The sequence below is a fragment of the Mesotoga infera genome, from assembly GCA_011045915.1.
GTDB lineage: Bacteria > Thermotogota > Thermotogae > Petrotogales > Kosmotogaceae > Mesotoga > Mesotoga infera_D.
The window spans coordinates 23,533-45,924 of record DSBT01000121.1 but is presented as its reverse complement, the minus strand read 5'-3'; the positions used below and the strand labels follow the sequence as shown (position 1 = coordinate 45,924).

Genomic DNA, 22,392 nt, shown 5'->3' with positions numbered 1-22,392 from the left:
TGTACAGAACTATCAGTTATCAGTAATCACAAGTCCTTCCGGGGCCGATGTATATGTTAATAATGCCTACGTGGGCAGAAGCCCATTGAACGTTACTCTGGAGGGTGGAACGAAGAATCTTAGGATAGAGAGATCGGGTTATGAAACCTACTCGGAGACTTTCGTGCTTGACCGCTCGATTTCGAAGTCGATTACGTTGAGTCCTCAGGTGAGAGACTACAAATTAAATGTCACGAGTTCCCCTTCAAACGCTCTTGTCTATATCAACGGGACCTATCAGGGGAGAACACCATTGAATCTCACGCTTAGAGAGGGATCCTATACCGTAAGAGTAACAGCAGATGGTTATGAGGACTTTTCTACAAGTGTCTCGCTCGACAGAGACAGACAGGTTAGCGCCACACTCTATGCCAAGAAGGCTAGACTGACGGTTGAAACGGAGCCGACAAATGCCTCGGTTTTTGTAGACAATGTCTATGTCGGGAGATCTCCGCTTTCTATAGATATCGATGCAGGAAGACACACGATCAGAGTTGAAAAATCCGGTTATATAACAGACAGTAAGGATGTCAACCTTGCGGCAGGAACAAGCTCTTCTACAAAAATAACTCTGATAGAAGAAAGGCCGATTGCAAGGATTACGATTTCTTCAGATCCGAAAAATGCGAGAATTTTCATCAACGGTAGAGATTACGGTAGATCCAACACAGTTGTCGAGCTTGATCCCGGATACTACGAAGTTGTGCTCGTACTGGACGGATATCGTGTATCGGTAACATACCGCTATTTTGGAAAGGGAGATCATAATCTCTCGTTCAATCTCTCCAAAATCGACTAATAACTGCTTCGTTTGAGAGTAAATAGCCGGGACTCAGGTCCCGGTTATTCTTTTCTTTTCGGCATCCGATAAGTAATCCCATTCTCCCGGCTCGAGTCTGCTGGAAAGAACGTAAGAGCCGATTCTAGTCCTGTGCAGGCGTCTCACATTGTTTCCGGCTGCTGAAACAAGTCTCTTCACTTCGTGATACCGGCCTTCCGTGAGAACGATTTTGAGGTGAGAAGAATCTATTACTTCAATAAAGACGGGCTTTGAGAATTCGTTTTTGCCGATAAAGACTCCGATGGAGAGAGTCGAGACCTGTTCTACGGTAATCTCATCGGTAGTCTCTACCAGGTACTCTTTTTCCACAAGATTACGAGGCGATATAACTTCGTGAATGAACTTGCCGTCGTTGGAGAGCAATACGAGACCAGTTGTGTCTTTATCAAGTCTTCCTGCGACCGAGAGTTCCGCCGAGACGTTGGTTTCAACAAGATCAAAGACGCTCTTTCCTTCGGCTTTCTCTCTTGAACAAACATAATCAGCAGGTTTGTTCAGAGCGATGTATATCATGCCGAAAGCCTCCACGGTCATTCCGTTGACAACCACCATGTCTCCTTCATCGACAGCCGCCGAAGAATCATTAGCTACTTCGCCATTTAAAGTTACTGCTCTGTCCTTGATCAATTTTCTGCTCTGACTTCTACTGAAGCCGGCGAATTTTGACAAAAAAGCATCGAGTCTCATGGAAAGATTGTACAATACCTTTTCTTGTGGTACTAGCGGGTGTCTCATCCAAGCTATTGTGCAGAATGGTATAATCTTTTCAAAAGAAAAAAGAGAGGGTGGATCTAAATGAGAAAGGAGTGGCTTCTCCTAAAGCCCGATGATGAGGCCGTCAATAGACTGGTCGAATTCATGGGTATTGATCAATTTCTAGCAAGGTTATTGGTAACACGTGGAGTCGATAATGAGGTTGAGGCAATGAAGTTTCTTAATCCTGACAAAACTATTCTTCACGATTCCTTCCTTCTAAAAGATATGCCGCTGGCTGTCCGGACAATCATTGAAACCAGAGAAAGAAACGAGAGTATTGTAATCTTTGGTGATTACGACGTTGATGGAGTTACAAGCACCGCGCTCCTTTATCTTGCAATGAAGAGAATGGGCTTCGATGTGAGCTACTACATCCCCTTAAGGTTGGAAGAAGGATACGGTCTGAGCAAGGACGCAATTAAGGATCTGAGAGACCAGGGACACAGCCTGCTAATAACCGTAGATTGCGGAGTTACCTCATTTGATGAGATTACATACGCAAAGGAGATAGGTTTCAATGTAGTTGTCACGGATCATCATGAAGTGAAAGATGTTCTCCCGCCCGCCGATGCCATAATCAATCCAAAGAGACCGGACGATGATTATCCCTTCAAGGGACTTGCCGGGGTAGGAGTGGCTTTCAAACTGCTGGTGGCATTGAATGAGACCCTTCACTGTCCTATTGATCCTGAGGATTATCTGGACATAGTCGCGCTAGGAACAATTGCCGATATAGTTCCGCTAAGGGATGAGAACCGCTACATTGTCAGGGAAGGTACTGCGAAGATCCAGAGCAGCCCACTGCTTGGTTTGAAGGCCCTTCTATCATATCTTAGAATTCCGGCTGAGAATCTTACAGCGCAAGATATCGCTTTCAAGATAGCTCCGAAGCTTAATGCTGCCGGAAGAATGGCTTCCGCAATAGTTGCGTTGGAGCTTCTCATTAGCGAGGATATGGATTCGGCAATGAATACCGCCAGCCGTCTTCTGAAACACAATCAGAACCGACAGACCATAGAGGCAAAGATTTTTGATCAAACTGAAAAGGATCTCGCAAACACTGCGAGTTTCGAGGATGATTTTGCTCTAGTAATCGATGGAGATAACTGGCACTTAGGAGTACTGGGAATAGTGGCTTCAAGACTTGTTTCAATTCATAATAAACCCGTTTTTCTAATTGCCACTAATGGTTCAGACGGTAAAGGTTCGGCCAGAAGTCCGGCAGGAGTAAGCATAATAAGTCTGCTGAATGAAGTTTCACACTTGCTGAGAGAGTTTGGCGGGCATGAAATGGCAGCTGGATTCAGCATTGACAAAGAAAACATATCAAAATTCAGAACCGCGATAAACGATGCTTATATAAGGCTGTACGGAAAGAAGCAACCGGTCTTCAAGATCGATGTGGACGATGTTCTGTCTCTTGATTCCATTACGTCGGGCATTCTTGATAAGCTCGAACTTCTGAGACCCTTTGGCCACTCGAATCCCGAGCCGAGATTTCTGATCAAAGGTCTTAACATAGAAAAGGCAAAGATGTTCGGCAGCAGTAGTGATCATGTGAAACTAATCCTTCGCTGCGGTGATAGAAAGACTCTTGCGATCGGGTATAACATGGGCACCATGTTCGATGACTTCAAGTACGTTAAGCCGAATCTTCTGAAGGTAGATGCGATAGCCTCGGTAAAGAGCGATAATCTTTACGGACTTCAGAGTGTCAAGCTTTCACTCTCTGACGCGAAATTATACATTGATCCGGTATTTGAAGAGGAAGTTAGAGACAAGAATTTCGTCTTTGAGTTTATTAGAGACTGGAAGAATCAGCAGCCTGGTTCACAGGGCAAGACAGATGTATCATCACTGATAGGCGAACTGGAGAAGAAACTATCTCATAAGTGTCCGGAATTCCTGGATATCAGCACCAGAAATCCGTGGGGAGTGTTCGGCAACATCAGAATAAAGAATCCCTTTTTGGCTCTCAAGATATTGAAGAACTATCAGCAGGGCAAGAAAACCTTTATAGTATCGGCTATCAACGGTACTTTGGCACACACTTATTATTCGCTGCAGCATTATTTGGATTCGATAAAGCCGGTCTTTGCGAACTCTCTTTACCGAGGCAGGCTGGATGAACCTGTTGTGTTTATAACTCTGCCGTTCTTCGTCGAGAGATTCAAGGAAATTTCCGAGATCGCCGGCGAGATAATCTTCGACGAACCGACTTATATTCTCTCTGGTATCTACAAGGATCACCCTGATCTTGAAGCGTTTCTCAAGAACGTCGACAAGGTACTCGGTATTTCCGGTTTCGCAGGAAGCGTCTTCTATGACGATCTGAAGGATTTTCTCTCGGACAGGAGGATATCCAATATATACAAACCCAGTCCCATAAAGAGAGTCGGGATAATCGACAACCGCGGCTCCAGAAAAAAGGTTGAGCAAGTTATGTCAATAGTTGGTCACGGTGAGAACGTGGCTGTGATCGTTGATTCTCCGCATAAAACGGTTAGCCTCGCGAAATCTATGGGTTCGAGGCTCTCACATGCTCTTCAGAACGGCGAGCTGATTTTTTACAATTATCTTCTTAAGGATTTTCAGAGATCTGTTATCTATTCTTTGGTTGAAAGACAGAAGATAAGAGTTTTGATAATGACTCCTTCAAGCGACGGCCTCGGTGTCACGTTGGGCAACTCGAATATCGTTTTCTACAGCGCACCGAGGAACTTTCTGGAGGTTATTGATTCCGTATCAACAAGACCCGGCGAGGATTCTGAGTTGTTTCTGAATTTGTCTTTCAATAAGGCAGATCTTATTTCCAATACGAATGAAATGGACAGGTTGTTTCCCACAGTCGAAGAACTGGAAGCTGTATACCAGGATTTGAAGGATGTTCTGCCGGCTTCAGAAAGAGATATAAGAAAGGCGCTCAGCTTTGAAGATGGGATTTCGAAAGTCTTTTTGTCAATGCTGGAGGAGATGAATCTGCTAAGCGTAGAAAGCGGCGTATGGCATAGCAGCTCAGGATCGGATCTTGATACTTCTCAGGTCAAGAAGACCCTGAGATACAGAGAGGGTGTTGCTGAGAAGAGAATGACGAGATGGTTTGCAACCAAACTCTCAACCATGACCACAAGAGGTTTGCTAAGGAGTCTTACGAATGCGGAAGAGGTGCTGAAAGTTGGTTGATACTCGGCAACTGGATGCTTTAGTCGTTGTTTCGCAAAAAGACATCCTTGAAGCCATCTCACTCCTTAGAAGTGCTGGCTTGCAGGCGAAGGTTTTTCCAACACCACCGAGTCTATTCACTGGATGCTCTCTTTCGATTGCAGTCGCCTCCAGAGACCTTGACGTAAGTTCGGAACTCCTGTTGCTGGCAAAAATTGAGGTCCTGCTCACAAGTTACTTCGTTGATAATCCGGTAAGATCCTTCTATGATTAAACTTGGAATTGACTTCGGTACATCGAAAATAGGACTCGCCTTACAGATAGAGGGAGTGGAGATCCCTCTATATTCGATAGATCACGCCGGCTACCGAAAGTCACTCCCGGAAATCTTGAAGGAGAAAGAAATAGAGACTGTGGTTATCGGTCTACCAATTTCAATGTCGGGCAGATACAGTGAATCTACTATGAGAGCAGTCTCATTTGCGGAGAAAGTGAAGAAAATGTTTCCTGGCAATGTAGTGCTTGTCGATGAGACCCTTACAACTGAAAGTGCGAGAAGAATGTCTGTTGAGATTGGGATAGAATTCGCGAAAGTAAGGGATGTTTTCAGCGCAATGAAAATTCTCAGGAATGAGTCCTCCGGAAAGTCTGTGATATGGGAAGTCCACAGCAATAGAAGTAAATGCCTGAATTTGCCCGAACTTCCGTCTGGCAGCAGAGTGTTGTTTTTCAAGCCGAAATCTGGGCTAATTAAGGGAATAGACTCACTGGAGAAAACGCCCGGGGTGTTTGTTGAAGACCCACAGGTCTTCCTTTCATTCTTCAGGAAAGGATTGAAGCCGGTAAACCTCGTTGACGACATAGACTTTTCAACTTACGATATAATAGTAATCGCTTGTGGTGAAGCGCTCGATGGGATGGCTCATCTGAATTCAAGAGGACTGCAGGTTATTGAGTGCTCGTGGCTCAACGGATAGAGCGCTGGACTCCGGATCCAGAGACTGTGGGTTCAAATCCCACCGAGCACGCCATTTATGTCACACGGGAGGTAATTTATGAAAAAGGGCGATCTTGGCATCGATTTGGGAACTGCTTCACTTTTGGTCTTCCAGAAAGGTAAAGATATTGTCATAGATGAACCTTCGGTCATTGCCGTTGAAGTGAAGACTGGGAAGATAATCGCAATTGGATCTGAAGCCAAGGAGATGATCGGGAAGACCCCAAAGGACATCAAGGCTGTCAGACCTATTCGAGACGGGGTTATAGCCGATTATCAGATAATCGAACAGGCTTTGAAAGAGCTGGTCAAGAGAACTCGCACAAAATTCTCACTCTCCCGACCTGCAGTTGTCGTAGGGGTTCCGGCTAAGGTTACCAGCGTCGAGAGGAGAGCAGTCATTGAGGCTACCACGGCTGCGGGAGCCAGTAGAGTATATCTGGTACTTGAACCAGTTGTGGCTGCTGTTGGAGCAGGACTTCATATTTTCGATTCCGTGGGAAATATGGTTGTAGATATCGGAGGAGGGACCTCCGATATAGCTGTAATAAGCCTTGGAGGGATTGTCGTTTCTCGTTCTCTAAGAATTGCGGGAGATGCGATGGACGAGGCAATAATCAAATTTGTGAAGCGCAAATACAAGTTCCTGATTGGAAGCTCCACCGCCGAAGATGTGAAAATCAAGATTGGAAAGGCTTTCCCGACACTGGAGAGCTATGAGCTTGAGGTTCGGGGGAGGGACGCACTGAACGGCCTTCCCGGAAATATTAGAATTACCTCTGACGATGTGCATGAGGCAATTTCTCAGATTCTTCAGGACATTGTACTCAATCTTCGTCAGATTTTAGAGGACACACCTCCGGAGATCGCTGCAGACATTATGGACACGGGCATTGTCCTTACCGGAGGAGGCTCGCTGATAAGAGGTCTGCCGGACCTAATTATTCAAGAGACCGGCATAAAAACGATAGTGTCTGAGGACCCAAGGACATGCGTTGTCAAAGGAATCGGCGAGTTGCTCGACAATGATAAACGTCTTCAGAGGGTTGCAATCAATCATAGTAAATAACTAGACTTGAGTCTTGTTTCTTTTTTCAAGTAAGGTGAGAAGATAAGAAACAACGACTCCCAAAATCACTCCTGTAACAATCAATACAAGATCAGTATTCTTTCCCGGTCTGGTGATTAGATCGGGTATCGAACCTATCATTAGGCCCAGAAGGAAGGCAAAAGTCTCACTGCGAAACTCCTTCATCAAGTATTTGAGAAGTCTGCTTACGAATAACACCCCCAGGATCACACCTGCCCCAATAAAAGCAATTATGACTAGATCGAAGCTTTTGATTGCGGAAATGGCTCTGGTGTATTCGCCCATAACCAGAAGAATAAATGCTCCGCTAAGCCCAGGAAGTACCATGGCTGAAGCTCCAAAGAAGCCTGCTACAATATCGTAGGCCAAAGTGATCGGACCGTGGTCGGTGAGCGCAACGCCTCCAGCCCCGGGACTCAGAAGGGATATGAGAATAACAATCGAGGCTCCTGCCGCCAGGGAAAGCAGTGCGCTGATGCCCAGTTTCTCAATTCGTTTGAAGACTACTGGAATACCCCCTATCACAAGCCCTGAGAATATCCCGTACATAAGTGAAGGGACGGTCGAAAGAGAAAGGTCAATAAGAGCAGAGAACCCAAAGATTCCTATAACGATGCCGACAACAAGTTCTATCAAGAAGAGTATCTCTTCTCTGCGAATCTTGAGAGCCGTCAGCATAGATATTGAACCCACAAACCGTTCATATAGTCCCCCCAGCAGAGCAATAGTGCCACCGCTTACGCCTGGAATGAGATTGGCAAGACCCATGAGGACACCTATAAAGACTACATAGAGCACGAAGCACCTCCATACCATAATTTCTCCAATTATATATCCTTGAAACGGAATCCTGCTTATTGGCGATGATTAGCGGTAATAATTGTCGGGATTATGTTATAATTCGGATAATAAGTACCGGGTTTGGAGGGATTTAAATGACTCTTCTCGAAGTAAAGAACTTGCGTGTAGTATTGGCGGAAGATAACGTAGAAATATTGAAAGGTTTGAACCTCACAATAGGAAACGGAGAGCTACACGTTATCATGGGACCTAACGGCAGTGGAAAATCCACGCTTGCTAACGTATTGATGGGAAACCCCAAATACAAAATCACTAGTGGTACTGTGAAATTCATGAATAAGAATTTATCTAGATTAACTGTAGATGAGAGAGCCAGAATGGGAATGTTTATGACCTTTCAGCATCCTCAGGAAATTCCGGGTATCAGATTCAGGAGCTTTCTTTTATCAGTCTCTCAAAGCACGGGCAGCCGAGAGCCACTGCTGAAGATGAGCAAGGAAATTGACAGACTATCTGTTGAACTTGGTCTAGAAAGTGAACTGATAGACAGATATCTGAACGTTGGCTTTTCCGGAGGAGAGAAGAAGAAGGCCGAGATTGTTCAGATGAATTTCATGAAACCAAAGTTTGCGATTCTTGACGAAATAGACTCCGGACTGGATGTTGACGCTATGAAAAGCATAGCGTTGTCAATAAACGGGTTCAGAAATTCAGAAAACTCGGTATTGCTGATCACACACTATCAGAGGCTTCTAGAGTATGTTGAGCCCGACCATGTGCACGTCTTGATCGATGGATCGATTCCAGTGAGCGGAGGGAAGGAGCTTGCCGGAGAAGTCGAAGAGAATGGTTATGAAGGGATCTTTGGCTCACTAAAGGGGGCCTGATCATGCGAGAAGAGGTTTTCCTTGACAGTTCAAAGTTTGACTTTCTTTCAGATACTAAGTACCGTTTCATGAGTGAAAGGGGATTCGGGGAGAGCCAGATAATCGAAATGTCGAAAAGGAAGAGTGAACCCGAATGGATGCTTCAGAAGCGGTTTGAGTCTTTCAAGGCTTTCAATCTCTCAAATAAACCTGGGTTCGGAGTAAGCACAGAGAGTCTCGATCTGAGCAGAATAATATCTTATCTGGATCCGGATTCTGAAAGGCAGAGGTCCTGGGACGATGTTCCACAGGAGATTAGAGAGACTTTTGATAGGCTTGGCATTCCCGAGGCGGAGAGGAAATCTCTTGCTGGAGTCGGCGCTCAATTTGATTCGGAAATTGTGTATCAAAACATAAGGAAAGAGCTCGAAGAGCTAGGTATTGTCTTCCTCGATATGGAGACGGCTGTCAAAAAATACCCTGAACTGGTAAAAAGATTCTTCATGAAGGCTGTTCCTCCGACCGATCATAGATTTGCGGCACTGCATGGAGCCGTCTGGAGTGGCGGTTCATTCGTTTATGTACCCAAAGGAGTCAAAGTCCCGCTTCCTCTTCAGGCATATTTTAGAATGAACGTGGAAAGCAGCGGTCAATTTGAGCACACGTTGATCATTGCAGATGAAGGTTCCGATCTTCAGTTCATAGAAGGCTGTTCTGCTCCGAGATTCAACGATCTCAATCTTCATGTCGGGATGGTAGAAATCTTTGTTCTGAAGGATGCCAAGGTCAGGTACTCTACGATTCAGAACTGGTCTAAGAACACATACAACTTGAATACCAAGAGGGCAGTTGTCGAGGAAGGTGGAACGATAGAATGGATATCTGGTTCTCTGGGAAGCATGAAGACCATGCTCTATCCCGCATCTGTTCTAAGAGGCAGAAGAGCCAGAGCTGAGCACCTCGGAATTACGTATGCCGGCCCCGGTCAGCATATGGATACAGGATCAAAGGTGCTTCACCTGGCCCCGGACACAAGTTCACTGGTGGATGTCAGAAGCATCAGCGCTGGTGGAGGCTGGGCCTTTTATCGAGGTCTTTTGGACATCTCTCCAAGAGCAATGAACTCAAGGTCATCGGTTCAGTGTACGGCTCTAATGATCGATAATGAGTCAAGGGCTGATACTGTTCCGATAATCCAAGTGATGAATGACGCAGCCGAAGTAGGGCATGAGGCTAGAATTGGAAGACTTGGAGAAGACGAGATCTTCTATCTCATGAGCCGCGGTTTAAGCGAAGCGGAAGCCAAAACGATGATAGTAAGAGGGTTCATGGAACCTGTTTCTCGTCTGCTGCCAGTTGAATATGCAGTTGAGCTGAATAGACTGATAGATATGGAAATGGAGAGCAGCATAGGATGAGGTGGAAATAATGGAAATGACAACGGACTTCGTTCACGAAAACTACGAGATGGTTAAACCACCTAGAAGAGAGGAACTGTCAATTAAGGACTACGACAACCGGGATTTTCTGATTTCGTCTGAGGCAGCTTCTCCTGCAATGTCGGCTTTCATGAGTAACAGGTATTCAGAGTATAGAACACTGGCCTTCCCCTCATGGAAGAGATTGAAGCTAGCCGGAATGAAATTGCCGGAAATCTCTCCCAGGCGTAGCTTGTCTTGCTCAGATCCTTATGTCAGGTCGCTGATTTCGATGAACAGCGATGATGTAGAGCTGCTCGATAGGCTGGATTTCGAAGGTCTTGACAGAAAGATTCTTCTTCAAGGAGATATATTCTTTAGCGAAGGATCAATGATTTCTATACCTCCGAACAAATCACTGGACAACCCTTACTCGGTCGCATTTAACCGTGATTCAAGAATTTTGAACAATATGTTTGTCTTGGGAGAGAATTCGAGTTTGAAAGTAGTAGTCGATAGCAAACGTCTGGGAAACTGGCTTCTTCAGAACAACAGGTTCCTAATAAAAGAAGGCGCGTCTTTGGAGCTTTTGATATTGAACAGGATGATTGAAAGAGGACATGGGTTCATCAACAACCTGTATCTTCTAGAGAAAAACGCTAGGCTCAGGGTATTTGAGATAAATTGCGGCAACACATCAACTGCGTCTTTTCACATGGCTCTTCTGGAAGGAGAGAAAGCTCTTGCGTCTCTCGAGCCTCTTTTCGTTGCGCGAGGCGATACGGTCCTTGATATGCAATATGTTGTCAGACACAGGGCAATTGAATCGGATGGAAGAATCTCGGGATCTGGTGTGCTCCTTGACAACGGCAGGAGCGTCTTCAGAGGGACGATCGACATTAAGAGAGGAGCGAAAGGAGCGAAGGGAAGCGAGCACAGCAACGTCCTGATGCTCTCCGAGTCAGCAAGGGCTGACACAATACCTTCACTTCTTGTTGGAGAGAATCAAGTCGACGCTTCCCATGCAGCAACCGTGGGATCCGTTGACGGGCAGAAGCTCTTCTATCTTATGTCTAGAGGACTTACTAGAGACCAGTCGATGAGCATTATCGTTCGAGGCGCTTTTGAGCCGACCTTAAGAGAAATCGATGAGATCTTCCGGACCACTCGGAGGTGGTGAGAGATGAGTTTGAAAGAGACATGCGATTTTAGCATTAAGGAAGTAAGAAAGGACTTCCCGGTCTTTAGACATCATCCCTCACTAGCCTATCTGGATAATGCAGCGACCTCTCAAAAGCCTCAAAGTGTTATTGATGCGGTCAATAGGTTTTATGAGCGTGAAAACGCGAATGTGCATAGAGCCGTTTATCCACTTGCGGAGAAGTCGACAGCTCTTTATGAATCAAGTCGATGCGAGGTTGCCAGGTTCATCGGAGCAGCAAGAGATGAATTAGTTTTCACAAAGGGCTCCACGGAGAGTCTGAACATTGTTGCAAATGCATTGGCTACTTCCGGTCTGTACAAGACTTTTGTGGTCCCAACGTTCGAACACCACAGTAACTTCCTTCCGTGGCAATATCACAGTCTGAAGAATGGAATCAAGTTCGTTGCTTTGCCAATAATGGGAGCGGAGTTGACCATGAGAGAAGTTGCAGAGAGCCTAACTGGGATAGAGTCGCCGTTTGTCTTTTCTTTGGGGGGACTGATCAATGCCACAGGCTACAGAACTCCTTTTGAAGCCTTGAATGAGCTTGTCCACTCTCTTGGCGGTTTGACAGTGATTGACGGAGCTCAACTGGTTCCGCATGAGAGCTTTGATTTCAAGAAGGTCAACGCGGATTTTCTGATCTTCTCCGGGCACAAAATGCTTGCAGAAACTGGAATTGGCTGCCTTGTTGGCAGGTCAGAGCTCCTCGATGATCTCACGCCACTTGCATTCGGAGGCGGTATGGTAGACAGGGTAAGTGTTGAGACTTCAAGCTACGCAAAGGAGGGAGTTTCGAGATTGGAAGGCGGAACACAGAACATTTCCGGAGCCGTTTCACTTGCAGCGGCCTGCAGATACCTCAACAAGATCGGTATGTCCGCGATACATGATTACGTTTCACATCTTACAGAAACCGCTAGAGAGATGTTAAAGAAGATCTCCGATGTTACTGTTTACAGTCCTACAGGTAGTCATGCGATCTTGCTGTTTTCTCACAAGAAAATACACTCTCATGATCTGGCCGAATTCCTGGGAAGAACTCAGGGAGTCGCGATCAGGAGCGGTCATCATTGTGCCCAACTTCAGATGGAGGCATTTGGCATTAATTCGGCTTGTCGAGCGTCGTTCTACTTTTATAATACGGTTGAAGATGTGGAAAGACTTATAGAAGGGATTAGAAAGGCAGAGAGTTGGTTCTTATGAACTTCGAGCAACTATATTCCGACTTCATAATGTATCACTTCAAGAACAATACCCATCGAGGACGTCTGGAGGGCTCCACTCACACTGTCGAGGGGTCGAACACTTCTTGTGGAGATTCGATTACTCTTTATCTTATTATTGTAAGAGGAGTTGTCACTGCTATGGCATTTGAGGGTGAAGGCTGCGCGATAAGTCAGGCATCTGCGTCAGTCATGACAGAGATTCTTGAAGGCAAGTCTCTTGAAGAAGCCGCAGCGACAATTGAGAACTTTGAGAAAATGATACGTGGTGAGGAGTATGATGGATCAAAAATTGGCGATGCTGCCTTTTTTGAGGGATTGAAGGAACATCCGATGAGAGCGAAGTGCGCAATCCTTCCGTGGAAAACAGTTGCGAAGGCTCTGGTTTCGAATTAGCAAAAAAAGACCGGTGCATAACACCGGCTATACTCTGCGCTGAAGTAACCCTACAGGTTGATTATACACCTATTTAGTCTGTAGAATCAACTTTTCTGTCCTTTTCCTCCAGATATTTGTCGAGTTTCTCTTGTTCATTACTGAAGAAGTAGTCTTTCGGATTCTCTGCCATTTTCGTAACCTCTCCGAATAAGGAATCAAGTACGGTAATCAGCGTTTCTCTCTCTGAACCGTCAAACTCTTTATGAAGTATTTGGGCGATCGCCTCTTCATCGATTCCATCGTCAGTATGCTGTTCAAGTGCACTGAAGAACCTCTTCAGCAATTCGTCAATATTGTCCATTATTTTCCTCCTATTCCAGAAAGTCTGATTATGTACTTGTCAAGCGATTCGTCTCGGGTCTTCAACTCACTGATCGTTCCCTTATCCAGCGCATTTATGATTGCCAGCGTGACGTCTTCGGGATCAGCACGAATCTCCTCTTGAAGTGTATCAATGTCGGTCCCACCGTACTCAATCAGTTTTGCGATTTTCAATGCGAAATCGAAATCAAGATCCTTCAGTTCCTCGAGATATTCGTCGACAAACAACTCTATCCTGAAAGGAAATCCTGAGAGGGACCATCTCAGAAGATAAATCAGTGTTCTGAATATTGCTGTGGCCCTTCCGTTACCTGAAACTATGAAAGCCATGAGGTAAGAAAGGTAATCTTGCTGAGAAGGGAAGAGAACTAGCTGAGAAACCATCTCGGCAAAGAGACCTACCTGGGACAACGTAATTTCCTTTGTTTCTCGTGGAATCATTCCTTCATAGAAGCCGGAGACTCTTCGGATAGTGTTTTCATCATGCGCATCCGAGAGAAGATCCATTAGATTCTCAACATCGATTACCCCCGATTCAAGGAAATCGGGTTCAAGTAACTGCAAATCCGGATATTTCTCCATCAGATAATTGTAGAAAGACTCATTGATCGCATCCTGAAAGCTGAGATTGCTTACAACCTTACCCTCTGTCAGAGACTTGTGCAGCAGAATCGTGTTTCTTAGCTCGAGCAATGTATCATCAAGAGTCTCTATAGCAGCGTCGTACTCGCCCAACATGTCAAGAATTCTGGCCCTCAATACGAGAGCCTTCTCGTCCTTTGTATCGCTGTAATAGCTTTCGCAGTGAGAAAGGGAATCTTCAAGCATTCCCATGTTCTTCTCTGCGATCGCCATTTCGTATAGAATTTCCGTATTCCTACTTAGGTCATAAGCAGTTCTCAAGTCTTCAAGTGCTGCGTACAACTTTCCCTGCCTTGCCCTCGAATAGGCGCGATTATAGAAGCTTTTCCAGTCATTCTCGAGCCCTATGCAATCGGTGAAGGCTTCTTCTGCAAGAGAGTACTTCTGGAGTTCATTGAGTATAACACCCTTTCTCAGGAGCACATCAGTGAGAAGAGGAAATCCCTTCTTCACTCTTTCAATGATCTCCAGAGCCGTTCCATACTCACCCTTGGAAATGAAGCAGTCAATCGCGGCGACTAGAGGAAGTGGAAACTGACCTCCAGACTTCTCAATAGACTTCATGTATGAGGAAACTGCATCGTCGTAATCCTCCTGAATCTGTAGAAGTCTTCCAAGTTCGTAGTACCCAATGTAGAACTCTTCGTTCATCTCAACCGATTTCTTAAGCTCAATCTCCGACAGCTCGACTTTCTCTTCCTCTCTCAATAACAGCCCCAGATAGAAGTGATATCTGTAATCCTTCCGAACTCTGGCTGCCTTCTCGAGAAACTGTCGCGCTTCTTCATGATTGCCTGAGTTTAATGCTCTCTTAAAGGCTTCGAAGTAATAGTAAAGAAGGTACGATTCGTAGTAGTCATTTCGCTCGATTCTGCTCTGGGCTTCGAGGCCCCTAATGATTACATCGAGATCTATCCTGTCCCTGTCTGTTATGTACTTCATGTCTTCAACCAGTACAGGCAGCTTCACTGGAAGATTATTAGCCTTCGCCATTTCCGGTTTCAATGGAAGATAAACCAGGACCGTCTTGTCTTTCAAAGAATCACCAACTACCTTCTGCTTCTCATTTGCTACAAACCCGCACATATTGTATAATACCAGAAGAGCGATAGAAGATACAGGAGGTATTTTTTGATGGTTGTTCTTGCTTACGTACTTATTTCTCTGCACATTGCAATAAGTGTAGGGCTTGGAATTGCTGTAATGCTCCAGATGTCGAAATCAGCCGAGCTTGGTGGAGCTTTTGGAGGCGGTGCTTCTCATACCATGTTTGGACGAAAGAAAGGGCTGGATACCATGGGAAAGATCACGTTAGGTCTTGCTATTGGATTCATGGTGAACAGCATTCTTATTGCATTTGTGATTTCCAGAGCATTTGGCGCTTAAGGTGGTAGATTTGGTGGGGCCTGAGGAACAGCTAAAGGAGCTTTCAAAGAATCATGTTTCGCTGATCTCAGAGGAAGAGCTTCTTGAGAAACTCAAGAAAAAACGCTCGTTAAGGGTTAAGCTTGGTGTGGATCCGTCCAGACCTGATCTTCATTTGGGTCATGCCGTTGTATTGAGGAAACTCCGACTCTTCCAAGAGTTTGGTCATCAAGTCGTACTGATTATCGGTGATTTCACTGCCAGAATTGGTGATCCGTCAGGGAGATCAAAGACTAGACCTATGCTTTCCAGGGAGGAGGCCAAAGCAAATGCCGAGTCCTATAGTAATCAGGCTTTCAAAATTTTAAACAGAGATCTCACTGAAATCCGTTTTAATTCCGAATGGCTGGATGCTATGAGTTTTGAAGATGTAATACGGCTCTCTTCAAAGTACACTGTCGCAAGAATGCTGGAGAGACATGACTTCGCAAGGAGATACTCAGAAAACGAGCCGATAGGGGTATCTGAGTTTCTTTACCCTCTCGCTCAGGCTTACGATTCCGTAGTGGTTAAGGCAGATGTGGAAATTGGCGGCGACGATCAGTTCTTCAATCTCGTCGTCGGTAGAAAGATTCAAGAGGAATACGGACTCGAGGCTCAGGCGATTCTCACCGTTCCTCTCATTGAAGGCACTGACGGTAGACTCAAAATGTCGAAGAGTTACGACAACTACATAGCTTTTGAGGACTCTCCGAGGGATATGTTTGGAAAGGTCATGTCCATTCCCGATTCTTTGATGATGAAGTATTTCAGACTGCTTACCGATAAGAGCGATGCCGAACTTGCGGAATATGACAAAGAACTTCTGAATAAGGCAGTGAATCCGCGAGATATAAAATTGGCACTTGGAATTGAGATCACATCGCAGTTCTATGGGAGAGAGACGGCGCTGAATGCTGAAAGAGAATTTGTAAACATATTCCGAAATAAAGAGCTTCCAGAAGAGATGCCGGAAATAAAACTTTCCGCAGAGAGTATTTCAATTGTCGATCTTCTCGTTTCTCATGCTAATATTTCATCAAGAAGTGAAGCAAGAAGATTGATAGATCAGGGCGGAGTGAGAGTAAACGACGAAGTTCTCGACGATATTCATTCCGTTGTAGATGTTTCCGATGGAGATGTTCTGAGAATCGGAAAAAAGCGTTTCTATCGCCTTGTTAAGTGCTGAATACTCTTGAATATAGACGTATTTTTACTGTATAATAAACTCGTAGTCTGCGAAGAAAATGACAACATTTTGAAAGGGGGTAGGATCCATGAAGAAGCTTTCTATACTGGCGCTAGTCGTTGTTACCTTCGCGAGCCTGACGTTGGGTGTCGAGTACAGCGATTTGTCAGAGTATCACTGGGCCTACGATAGCGTTATTAAGACGACAGCCGGTGGATTGTTCATTGGTTTCCCCGATGGCACATTCAGAGGTAGTGAAGATGTTACTCGTTACCAGCTGGCTATGACTCTTGCCAGGTTTATGGATTATTCTGATGCCGGGGATGCTAAGCTCCAAGAAGTAGTCTTTTCACTCACTAAGAAAGTCGCAGGACTTTCCTTGGAGATCTCTGACAACAAGAAGAATTTGGTTGATTTAACGGCGGAACTGAGGGCTCTTGAAGCAACGGTCGCATCTCTGAAGCAAAGTGGAATGACCGGGGACTATGTGTCGTTGAAAACCTTCGATGACGCAATCGCATTCCTTTACGATGAGATCGACAGACTCTCCGCGGAAGCGGTAAGCGCAAATGACGGAATTGTGCTCATTAACGAGAAGTTAAGCTCGCTGAGTGGAGTTCCCTCGGACATCGAATCTCTAAAGAACAGGGCAACCGATCTTGAAGTAACTGTGAAACTTCTTGGACAGGCCATTGCCAACCTCAAGAAAGATGAGAACGAACAGAATGATGTGGTTGCAGCGCTTGGTTCGAGACTCGATGTTACTGAGAATGTTATAAACAGCTTGACTGCTGATCTTTTCACACTTAGGAGAGGAATGGTCACTAAGGCTGATCTAGCCGATCTTGAGTCCAAACTGTCTGGTGAAATGCCTGATCTTGAGCCTTATGTGACCAATGAGGAGTTAAACGACAAGCTTTCTCTTATGTACACCAGGATCCTCATGATTCAGGACAGCATTGCCAAGATGCCCGAAGTCAAGTATTACGACACTGAAATTGAAGAGATTGAAGTAGCGCTGTTTGGTATCGACGAGACCATGGAAGTTCTCTTTGATCAAGTTGACCTGAATATTGCGAGACTTGATTCTCTGGACAACCAGCTTTCTGAATTGAAGACTGAGCTTTCAACAAAGGCTTCGACCGGTGACGTAGATACTCTGAAAGGCAGAGTCACTGATCTTGAAGTACTATCCAAGATGTTGAGCAACGCTTTAATTGCTGCTAATCAGAGAATCTCCGAGCTGAATTATGTGACTCCCGATCAGCTTGCTGCCAAAATGAATTTCCTTTACAAGAAGCTTGGGCTGACAGAAGAGAAGTTGAAAGCAGAGATCAATATTCTGGCTGACGAAGTTAGCCTGGTGAAGGATGAAGTAGCTGGCAATTACGAAATGCTGGAAGTTGCATTCGATCAGATCGATGCAAACATCGCAGTTCTTGATGATCATGCCGATCTGATTGCCTCCCTCGAAGGTAGAACGGGCACTCTTGAGGGTAAGGTTGGAGTTCTCGAGGAAGAAGTCGACAGCCTGAAGAGCATTACCAACACAATGGCCATTCAGATGTTCAAGCTCGACAGAAACAAGGCTGACAAAACTGCTCTTGCAGCTGCAGAAACGAGGATCTCTGCGCTTGAAGAGAACGACGTGGCCTTGGAAAGCAAGATATCGGCTCTGGAAGAGACACAGAAGCAAAACGTTATCAATACAAATGCAGCGATTATTCTTTCTTTTGTGGCACTTGCATTTGGAGCGGTAGGGTTAATCCTGAAATGATCTCTCTATGCAACTTAGCAACGCATGTGTTTGCTTTTGTTACATGAAATGTGGTATATTTACGTTATGCGCATCACCAAAAACCAAAAACACTCTTATAAAGGGGGTAAGTGTGCATGAAGAAGCTTGTTGGAATCTTAGTGGTACTTCTGGCCATCTCGGTTGCTTTCTCTGCTACAGTAACTCTGAATCCCTACTTGACAGGAACACTGTGGGGGCATGTAGAACTCGATAAGGACGGTCTGGACACAGATCTGGGCTTCACTCTTGAGGGAATCGGTTTCGGAGCGTCTGCAGATGTCGATGGTCTGACCTTTAGTTTAGACATCGACCTTGCTGGAGGAGCAGTAACTCTCAACTCTTTCACGGTCGAGAACGACAAGGCCGCCGCCAGCTGGTACGAGGCAAAGTCTTTTGCGGATGACCTCGGTTACGGTCTTAACTGGTTCTCTTATTATGGCATGACAAAGGGAACCACTTTCGTTCTGAATCTAAAGGAACTTGGTCTTCAGGTTGCCACTCAGGAACTTGACCTGTTGGGTGCAAGCGATAGGATAGCTCTTAGAGGAGCATGGGATATTTTCTCCTTCTCTGCGCAGACCGGCCTAAATGCACTTAAGTGGAGCGGCGATATAATCCTTGAGGCAGCTCTGGTACCTTTCAGTGGCCTAACGATTAAGGGCGGCGTCAGTGCAAGCGACCTTACGGGAACTCCAGTCTTCAATTACGTAGTCGATGTCGATTACGTTCTTGATGTCGGTCTTCTGACTCTGAACCCATATGCTAGATACTCCGATACTCTTGGTCAGTGGGTCGGTCTAAACGTTGGATATGCAATAGGTGTTCTAGCTATTGATGCAAACGTGGAATACGACATCGCTGCAAATGCTCTTGGTGCATGGATACAGCCCGTCATTTCCAAAGATGGAATCGGCTATGCGGGAGTCAAGTTTGTGTATAACTACGACTTCGCAACGCCGGCACAGACAATGGAGCTGGGCTTCCTGGTTAAGTCTCTCGGTTGGGCAGCAGGTCCTGTCAGTCTCGACGTCTTCGTCGGTTCAGGCGATTTCAGAACAAAGGATGATGTATACCAGTCAGGTTTTGGATATGAAATTCTCACTGATGTTCTTGCCGACTGGACAAACATATCTGCTTATGCAGAAGCTGGTTTGTCACTCGAGATGGGCGGATTCAAGCCGACAATCGGCGCCAGTGGCGGATACTACATCAAGGACTCAGCATCTGCGCTCAACGTGAACCTGAGCTTCCCAGTTCTTGATCTCATTACTTTCACGGCAAACGTTGATATTCTCCCCGCAGTTGACTGGTCAGTTGGACTTTACTTCTCCAAGACATTCTGATTCAGTTAGTATATGAGCCGGCCCACTTGGGCCGGTTTTTTTTGAGGTGAGAGAATGAGGGGAATATATATATTTCTGGGTAATCTCTTAATGATCATTGCGGTGGTAATAGCACTTCTGTTTGGCGGGGGAGAGGTTGTAAACTCCTTGCTTGAAGGAAAGAGTATCGATATGGAGATTATGGACTTTCTATTCCCCATTGCGTTGTTCATAACCGGATTCTTCCTTCAATATTGTGCACTGGCAAAGAGGATTGCTCTTCCAATATTTGAAGAACTATTGCTTGCCGGTACTCTAGTTCTCTATATTCGAGAAAGTCTTGCAGGCGGTTTCACCTGGTGGCTAATTCCTTTGAGAGACTATATACCATCTTCGATGATGTTTACGATCATCGGGTATTTGCTGCCGGGGATAATTGTCTTCGTCATGGCCGCTCTGATTGTGCTTATGATAATGGTGTCAGGAGACAAAGAAAAAGATTAGACCGGGCACTCCCTGTAACTTGATTTACTATTCAATAGGGCTCACCATGACAGAGCGTATGCACATAGGCCATTGCTGAAGCCTCTCCTGTAATCTATATTAAAGAATGTTGCTGCGGCCCTGTCTTGCAGGGAGGTATTGGAAGTTCTCGGACCGTTGTTCGTGATAATCGCATTTGAGAAACATCTGAGAGTAGCCTTAGTCGTGATGAACCAGTAGATCCGGCATCGTTCATTGAAGAGAGATGGCCCCTTAAGCGGGGGAAGTATAGCTGCATACTAGTATGAGTTGTTCGACAGCAGCATTTGGAGTGTTTTGTCACTTGCAGTTTCGATCCTGTCAATTGCTCTGCCTACTCCCTTTGCCTTTAATGCTGCCCCGCAAGTCATCTTTTTTTCTTGACAATACAGGAGGACTTGAGACGGTAGTGAATATGTTCGGCTACAAGCCTGCAAGTTAGTGAAGGTTCCTTCACCCCGGACTTCTCTGCAGTCTTTCCGGCGTTCAGCTGCAAGGTTGCAAGATGGTGTAGGGACAACCAAAAACCAGAAGTCAGAACAGATACGATAACTCTTGAACTTATCTTTCGGCGCCAGGATCTTCCTGTCATTTTCTCTTCTGGGTAGAAAATACTAGCAAGATAATGCTCACTTAATATAGAAGCGGGTCAGATGACCCGCTCAATAGGTTCAATCTACTAGCTTCTTAGGTTTAGTAGCCTAGAGATCTGGGATCGAGAGCATCTCTCAGTGCGTCGCCAAGAAGGTTAAATCCCATTACTACAATGAATATGAAGATACCCGGTATAAGAAGCCATGGGGCTTCAGTCATTGCCTTAATACTCTGTGCCTGCGACAGCATAAGCCCCCAACTTGCCGAGGGCTCAGTTATCCCGAGACCCAGAAAACTCAACCCTGCTTCGCCGAGAATGTATCCGGGGATTGAAAGCGTTGCTGCAACGATAATATACGTTGCAGTGTTCGGAATTATATGCCTTAGAATCACACGGGTGGACGGATAACCCATTGCCACTGCTGCCTGCACAAACTCTGTCTCTTTGAGACCCAGGACCATTCCACGGATAACCCTCGACATTCCCGGCCATCCTATAAAACTTAGAATGACAACTATCAAGAGATAAGTCATATGCGAGGGAATACTCGTCGGCAGAACGGCTCTAAGCGAGATTAACAGGTAAAAACTCGGTATTGACATCAGAACCTCGGTTACCCTCATAAGAATTTCATCAGTTATACCTCCAAAGTATCCTGCAGCACCTCCAATTGAAAGACCTAGAGAGAAGGTGATCATGATAGCAAGTAGTCCGATACTCATGGAGATTCTAGAGCCGGCCAGAATTCTCGAAAAGACGTCTCTTCCATATCTGTCGGCGCCGAACAAAAGAAGCTTGGATGGCTGATCCGTACCAAATAGATGTATGTTAGTAGGGAACAACCACAAAAGCTTGTACTCCCAGGACTTCGCAAAGAACTTCACTGGATACTTGACAGTTTCATATTCTCTTATTTCCGGCTCTATAATGACACCAAGCAAATTTGGTGAGATTTCGAGTTCTCCAAGGAACTCAGTTGCAAGTTCAACATCCCCGCCATCGGCGTCGATCACTTCATTATATATGCTGATCGCTTCCAGAACAATATCCTTGATTTCATCTTCCTTCTGCGCAAAAACCCTGTGGAGGGATCGCTCAGTTACAACTTTGACCGGTGGCCCGATCTTCTGAAGTTCCCTGAACCTGCTCGGACTCAGGGAGTCTATTGTGGTTCTATTTGTAGTCTCACTAACTAATTGCCTCTCGAAAAGCTCAAGTTCATTCAATTTGATATTCTGGATGATCGAGTAATCTGGTTGACCGAGATTGGCCCTGTTGCCTTCCGCGTCAAGAGCGTATCTGACGGTTTTTATCGTCAGAAATATTTCGATAACTCCATCTTCGCCCTTTCTGAAAAGCATTTCCTCTCCTGTCGATCTGTCTAGGGCGGAAATTGAGCCTATAGAGACGCCTTCAACAAATGTCGTTCTGTATGTCTCTGGATCTCTCTCCATAACCCAGGCGTAAATGTAGGGTGCTGTAAGCTTCCCCTCTTCGTCAGTCCAATGTACTCTCGAAGGTGGAGCGTAAGAAAGCCCCTGTGTCTGTTCATAAGGACTGTTGGGTGAAAGAAAATCCGCCAGCAGCGCGATTATGTACATGATTATCAGAATCCAGAGAGAAACCATTCCGAGCTTATGCTTTCTAAGTGCCCTCCAGACAAGCTGCCATCGGCTCATGTACTTGACTTCGAAGAGATCTTCTTTGTTGACTTCTGCACTCTGCAATGTATTTTTATCTATAATTGTTTTCTTCTTCATG

General features: G+C 45.4%; 20 protein-coding genes and 1 tRNA gene. 16 read left to right on the top strand and 5 right to left on the bottom strand.

Annotated features, from left to right (window positions below; genetic code table 11):
• The coding region (locus tag ENN47_04740) for a PEGA domain-containing protein (protein HDP77490.1) at positions 1–838 on the top strand (838 nt) is incomplete at its 5' end.
• 33 nt (positions 839–871) lie between these two features.
• Here ENN47_04740 and ENN47_04735 read toward each other — a convergent pair.
• Positions 872–1,567, bottom strand: coding sequence for an rRNA pseudouridine synthase (locus ENN47_04735; GenBank protein HDP77489.1), 696 nt, complete (start codon positions 1,565–1,567; stop codon positions 872–874).
• Positions 1,568–1,675: 108 nt separating this feature from the next.
• On the opposite strand from ENN47_04735, the gene recJ reads away from it, so the two are divergent.
• The 5 genes from recJ (at position 1,676) to ENN47_04710 (ending at position 6,864) form a co-directional block, all read left to right on the top strand.
• On the top strand, positions 1,676–4,819 hold the full coding sequence (recJ, locus tag ENN47_04730) for a single-stranded-DNA-specific exonuclease RecJ (GenBank protein HDP77488.1): 3,144 nt from the start codon (positions 1,676–1,678) through the stop codon (positions 4,817–4,819).
• Positions 4,812–5,072: a DUF3343 domain-containing protein gene (locus ENN47_04725; GenBank protein ID HDP77487.1), complete on the top strand. Its 261-nt coding sequence runs from the start codon at positions 4,812–4,814 to the stop codon at positions 5,070–5,072. Before recJ ends, ENN47_04725 begins: the two co-directional genes overlap by 8 nt.
• The gene (ruvX, locus tag ENN47_04720) at positions 5,065–5,775 is read left to right on the top strand and encodes a Holliday junction resolvase RuvX (protein ID HDP77486.1); all 711 of its coding nucleotides are present in this window, start codon (positions 5,065–5,067) and stop codon (positions 5,773–5,775) included. The genes ENN47_04725 and ruvX overlap by 8 nt, the downstream gene beginning before the upstream one ends.
• Positions 5,754–5,829 (top strand) — tRNA-Arg (locus tag ENN47_04715). The genes ruvX and ENN47_04715 overlap by 22 nt, the downstream gene beginning before the upstream one ends.
• Positions 5,830–5,853: 24 nt before the next feature.
• Positions 5,854–6,864: a rod shape-determining protein gene (locus ENN47_04710; GenBank protein ID HDP77485.1), complete on the top strand. Its 1,011-nt coding sequence runs from the start codon at positions 5,854–5,856 to the stop codon at positions 6,862–6,864.
• Here the strand turns inward: ENN47_04710 and ENN47_04705 are convergent, their stop codons facing one another.
• Positions 6,865–7,683: a DUF368 domain-containing protein gene (locus tag ENN47_04705; protein ID HDP77484.1), complete on the bottom strand. Its 819-nt coding sequence runs from the start codon at positions 7,681–7,683 to the stop codon at positions 6,865–6,867. It abuts the gene before it with no gap.
• A 137-nt stretch (positions 7,684–7,820) separates the two neighbouring features.
• Here ENN47_04705 and sufC point away from each other — a divergent pair, with 137 nt between their 5' ends.
• Genes sufC through ENN47_04680 form a run of 5 tightly spaced genes read left to right on the top strand, consistent with a single transcriptional unit; the run spans position 7,821 to position 12,796 of the window.
• Complete coding sequence (gene sufC, locus ENN47_04700) at positions 7,821–8,573, top strand: Fe-S cluster assembly ATPase SufC (GenBank protein ID HDP77483.1); 753 nt, start codon at positions 7,821–7,823, stop codon at positions 8,571–8,573.
• A gap of 2 nt (positions 8,574–8,575) precedes the next feature.
• On the top strand, positions 8,576–9,970 hold the full coding sequence (gene sufB, locus ENN47_04695) for a Fe-S cluster assembly protein SufB (protein ID HDP77482.1): 1,395 nt from the start codon (positions 8,576–8,578) through the stop codon (positions 9,968–9,970).
• 10 nt (positions 9,971–9,980) lie between these two features.
• Positions 9,981–11,150 (top strand): SufD family Fe-S cluster assembly protein, encoded by a 1,170-nt coding sequence (locus ENN47_04690; GenBank protein HDP77481.1) that lies wholly within the window; start codon positions 9,981–9,983, stop codon positions 11,148–11,150.
• A 3-nt stretch (positions 11,151–11,153) separates the two neighbouring features.
• The gene (locus ENN47_04685; protein ID HDP77480.1) at positions 11,154–12,380 is read left to right on the top strand and encodes an aminotransferase class V-fold PLP-dependent enzyme; all 1,227 of its coding nucleotides are present in this window, start codon (positions 11,154–11,156) and stop codon (positions 12,378–12,380) included.
• Complete coding sequence (locus ENN47_04680; protein HDP77479.1) at positions 12,377–12,796, top strand: SUF system NifU family Fe-S cluster assembly protein; 420 nt, start codon at positions 12,377–12,379, stop codon at positions 12,794–12,796. The genes ENN47_04685 and ENN47_04680 overlap by 4 nt, the downstream gene beginning before the upstream one ends.
• Positions 12,797–12,869: 73 nt before the next feature.
• Here the strand turns inward: ENN47_04680 and ENN47_04675 are convergent, their stop codons facing one another.
• Together ENN47_04675 and ENN47_04670 are read right to left on the bottom strand one after the other, a co-directional pair.
• A complete protein-coding gene (locus ENN47_04675; GenBank protein ID HDP77478.1) occupies positions 12,870–13,139 on the bottom strand; it encodes a chromosome segregation protein SMC in 270 nt (89 codons plus the stop codon).
• Positions 13,139–14,839 (bottom strand): hypothetical protein, encoded by a 1,701-nt coding sequence (locus tag ENN47_04670; GenBank protein HDP77477.1) that lies wholly within the window; start codon positions 14,837–14,839, stop codon positions 13,139–13,141. The genes ENN47_04675 and ENN47_04670 overlap by 1 nt, the downstream gene beginning before the upstream one ends.
• A gap of 96 nt (positions 14,840–14,935) precedes the next feature.
• Between ENN47_04670 and secG the strand changes: the two genes are divergently transcribed.
• The 5 genes from secG to ENN47_04645 all read left to right on the top strand — a co-directional run bounded on the left by secG (position 14,936) and on the right by ENN47_04645 (position 20,018).
• The gene (gene secG / locus ENN47_04665; protein ID HDP77476.1) at positions 14,936–15,187 is read left to right on the top strand and encodes a preprotein translocase subunit SecG; all 252 of its coding nucleotides are present in this window, start codon (positions 14,936–14,938) and stop codon (positions 15,185–15,187) included.
• Between the two features lie 13 nt (positions 15,188–15,200).
• Positions 15,201–16,394 (top strand): tyrosine--tRNA ligase, encoded by a 1,194-nt coding sequence (locus ENN47_04660; GenBank protein HDP77475.1) that lies wholly within the window; start codon positions 15,201–15,203, stop codon positions 16,392–16,394.
• An 88-nt stretch (positions 16,395–16,482) separates the two neighbouring features.
• Positions 16,483–18,171 carry an S-layer protein gene (locus ENN47_04655; protein HDP77474.1) on the top strand — a complete coding sequence of 563 codons (1,689 nt, stop codon included), beginning with the start codon at positions 16,483–16,485 and terminating at the stop codon, positions 18,169–18,171.
• A 116-nt stretch (positions 18,172–18,287) separates the two neighbouring features.
• Entirely contained in the window at positions 18,288–19,535 is a 1,248-nt protein-coding gene (locus ENN47_04650) for a hypothetical protein (protein HDP77473.1), read from the top strand.
• 54 nt (positions 19,536–19,589) lie between these two features.
• Complete coding sequence (locus tag ENN47_04645; protein ID HDP77472.1) at positions 19,590–20,018, top strand: hypothetical protein; 429 nt, start codon at positions 19,590–19,592, stop codon at positions 20,016–20,018.
• A gap of 711 nt (positions 20,019–20,729) precedes the next feature.
• On the opposite strand, the gene ENN47_04640 is transcribed toward ENN47_04645, so the two are convergent.
• Positions 20,730–22,391 (bottom strand): ABC transporter permease, encoded by a 1,662-nt coding sequence (locus tag ENN47_04640; GenBank protein ID HDP77471.1) that lies wholly within the window; start codon positions 22,389–22,391, stop codon positions 20,730–20,732.
• Position 22,392: the final 1 nt, after the last annotated feature.

Excerpts from the sequence above, each read along its gene's own strand:
- sufB (HDP77482.1), top strand. The coding sequence starts at position 8,576 with ATGCGAGAAGAGGTTTTCCTTGACAGTTCAAAGTTTGACTTTCTTTCA.
- ENN47_04710 (HDP77485.1), top strand. The coding sequence starts at position 5,854 with ATGAAAAAGGGCGATCTTGGCATCGATTTGGGAACTGCTTCACTTTTG.
- recJ (HDP77488.1), top strand. The coding sequence starts at position 1,676 with ATGAGAAAGGAGTGGCTTCTCCTAAAGCCCGATGATGAGGCCGTCAAT.
- ENN47_04685 (HDP77480.1), top strand. The coding sequence starts at position 11,154 with ATGAGTTTGAAAGAGACATGCGATTTTAGCATTAAGGAAGTAAGAAAG.
- ENN47_04650 (HDP77473.1), top strand. The coding sequence starts at position 18,288 with ATGAAGAAGCTTGTTGGAATCTTAGTGGTACTTCTGGCCATCTCGGTT.
- secG (HDP77476.1), top strand. The coding sequence starts at position 14,936 with ATGGTTGTTCTTGCTTACGTACTTATTTCTCTGCACATTGCAATAAGT.
- ENN47_04640 (HDP77471.1), bottom strand. The coding sequence starts at position 22,391 with ATGAAGAAGAAAACAATTATAGATAAAAATACATTGCAGAGTGCAGAA.
- ENN47_04655 (HDP77474.1), top strand. The coding sequence starts at position 16,483 with ATGAAGAAGCTTTCTATACTGGCGCTAGTCGTTGTTACCTTCGCGAGC.
- ENN47_04680 (HDP77479.1), top strand. The coding sequence starts at position 12,377 with ATGAACTTCGAGCAACTATATTCCGACTTCATAATGTATCACTTCAAG.
- ENN47_04690 (HDP77481.1), top strand. The coding sequence starts at position 9,981 with ATGGAAATGACAACGGACTTCGTTCACGAAAACTACGAGATGGTTAAA.
- ENN47_04645 (HDP77472.1), top strand. The coding sequence starts at position 19,590 with ATGAGGGGAATATATATATTTCTGGGTAATCTCTTAATGATCATTGCG.
- ruvX (HDP77486.1), top strand. The coding sequence starts at position 5,065 with ATGATTAAACTTGGAATTGACTTCGGTACATCGAAAATAGGACTCGCC.
- sufC (HDP77483.1), top strand. The coding sequence starts at position 7,821 with ATGACTCTTCTCGAAGTAAAGAACTTGCGTGTAGTATTGGCGGAAGAT.
- ENN47_04735 (HDP77489.1), bottom strand. The coding sequence starts at position 1,567 with ATGAGACTCGATGCTTTTTTGTCAAAATTCGCCGGCTTCAGTAGAAGT.
- ENN47_04675 (HDP77478.1), bottom strand. The coding sequence starts at position 13,139 with ATGGACAATATTGACGAATTGCTGAAGAGGTTCTTCAGTGCACTTGAA.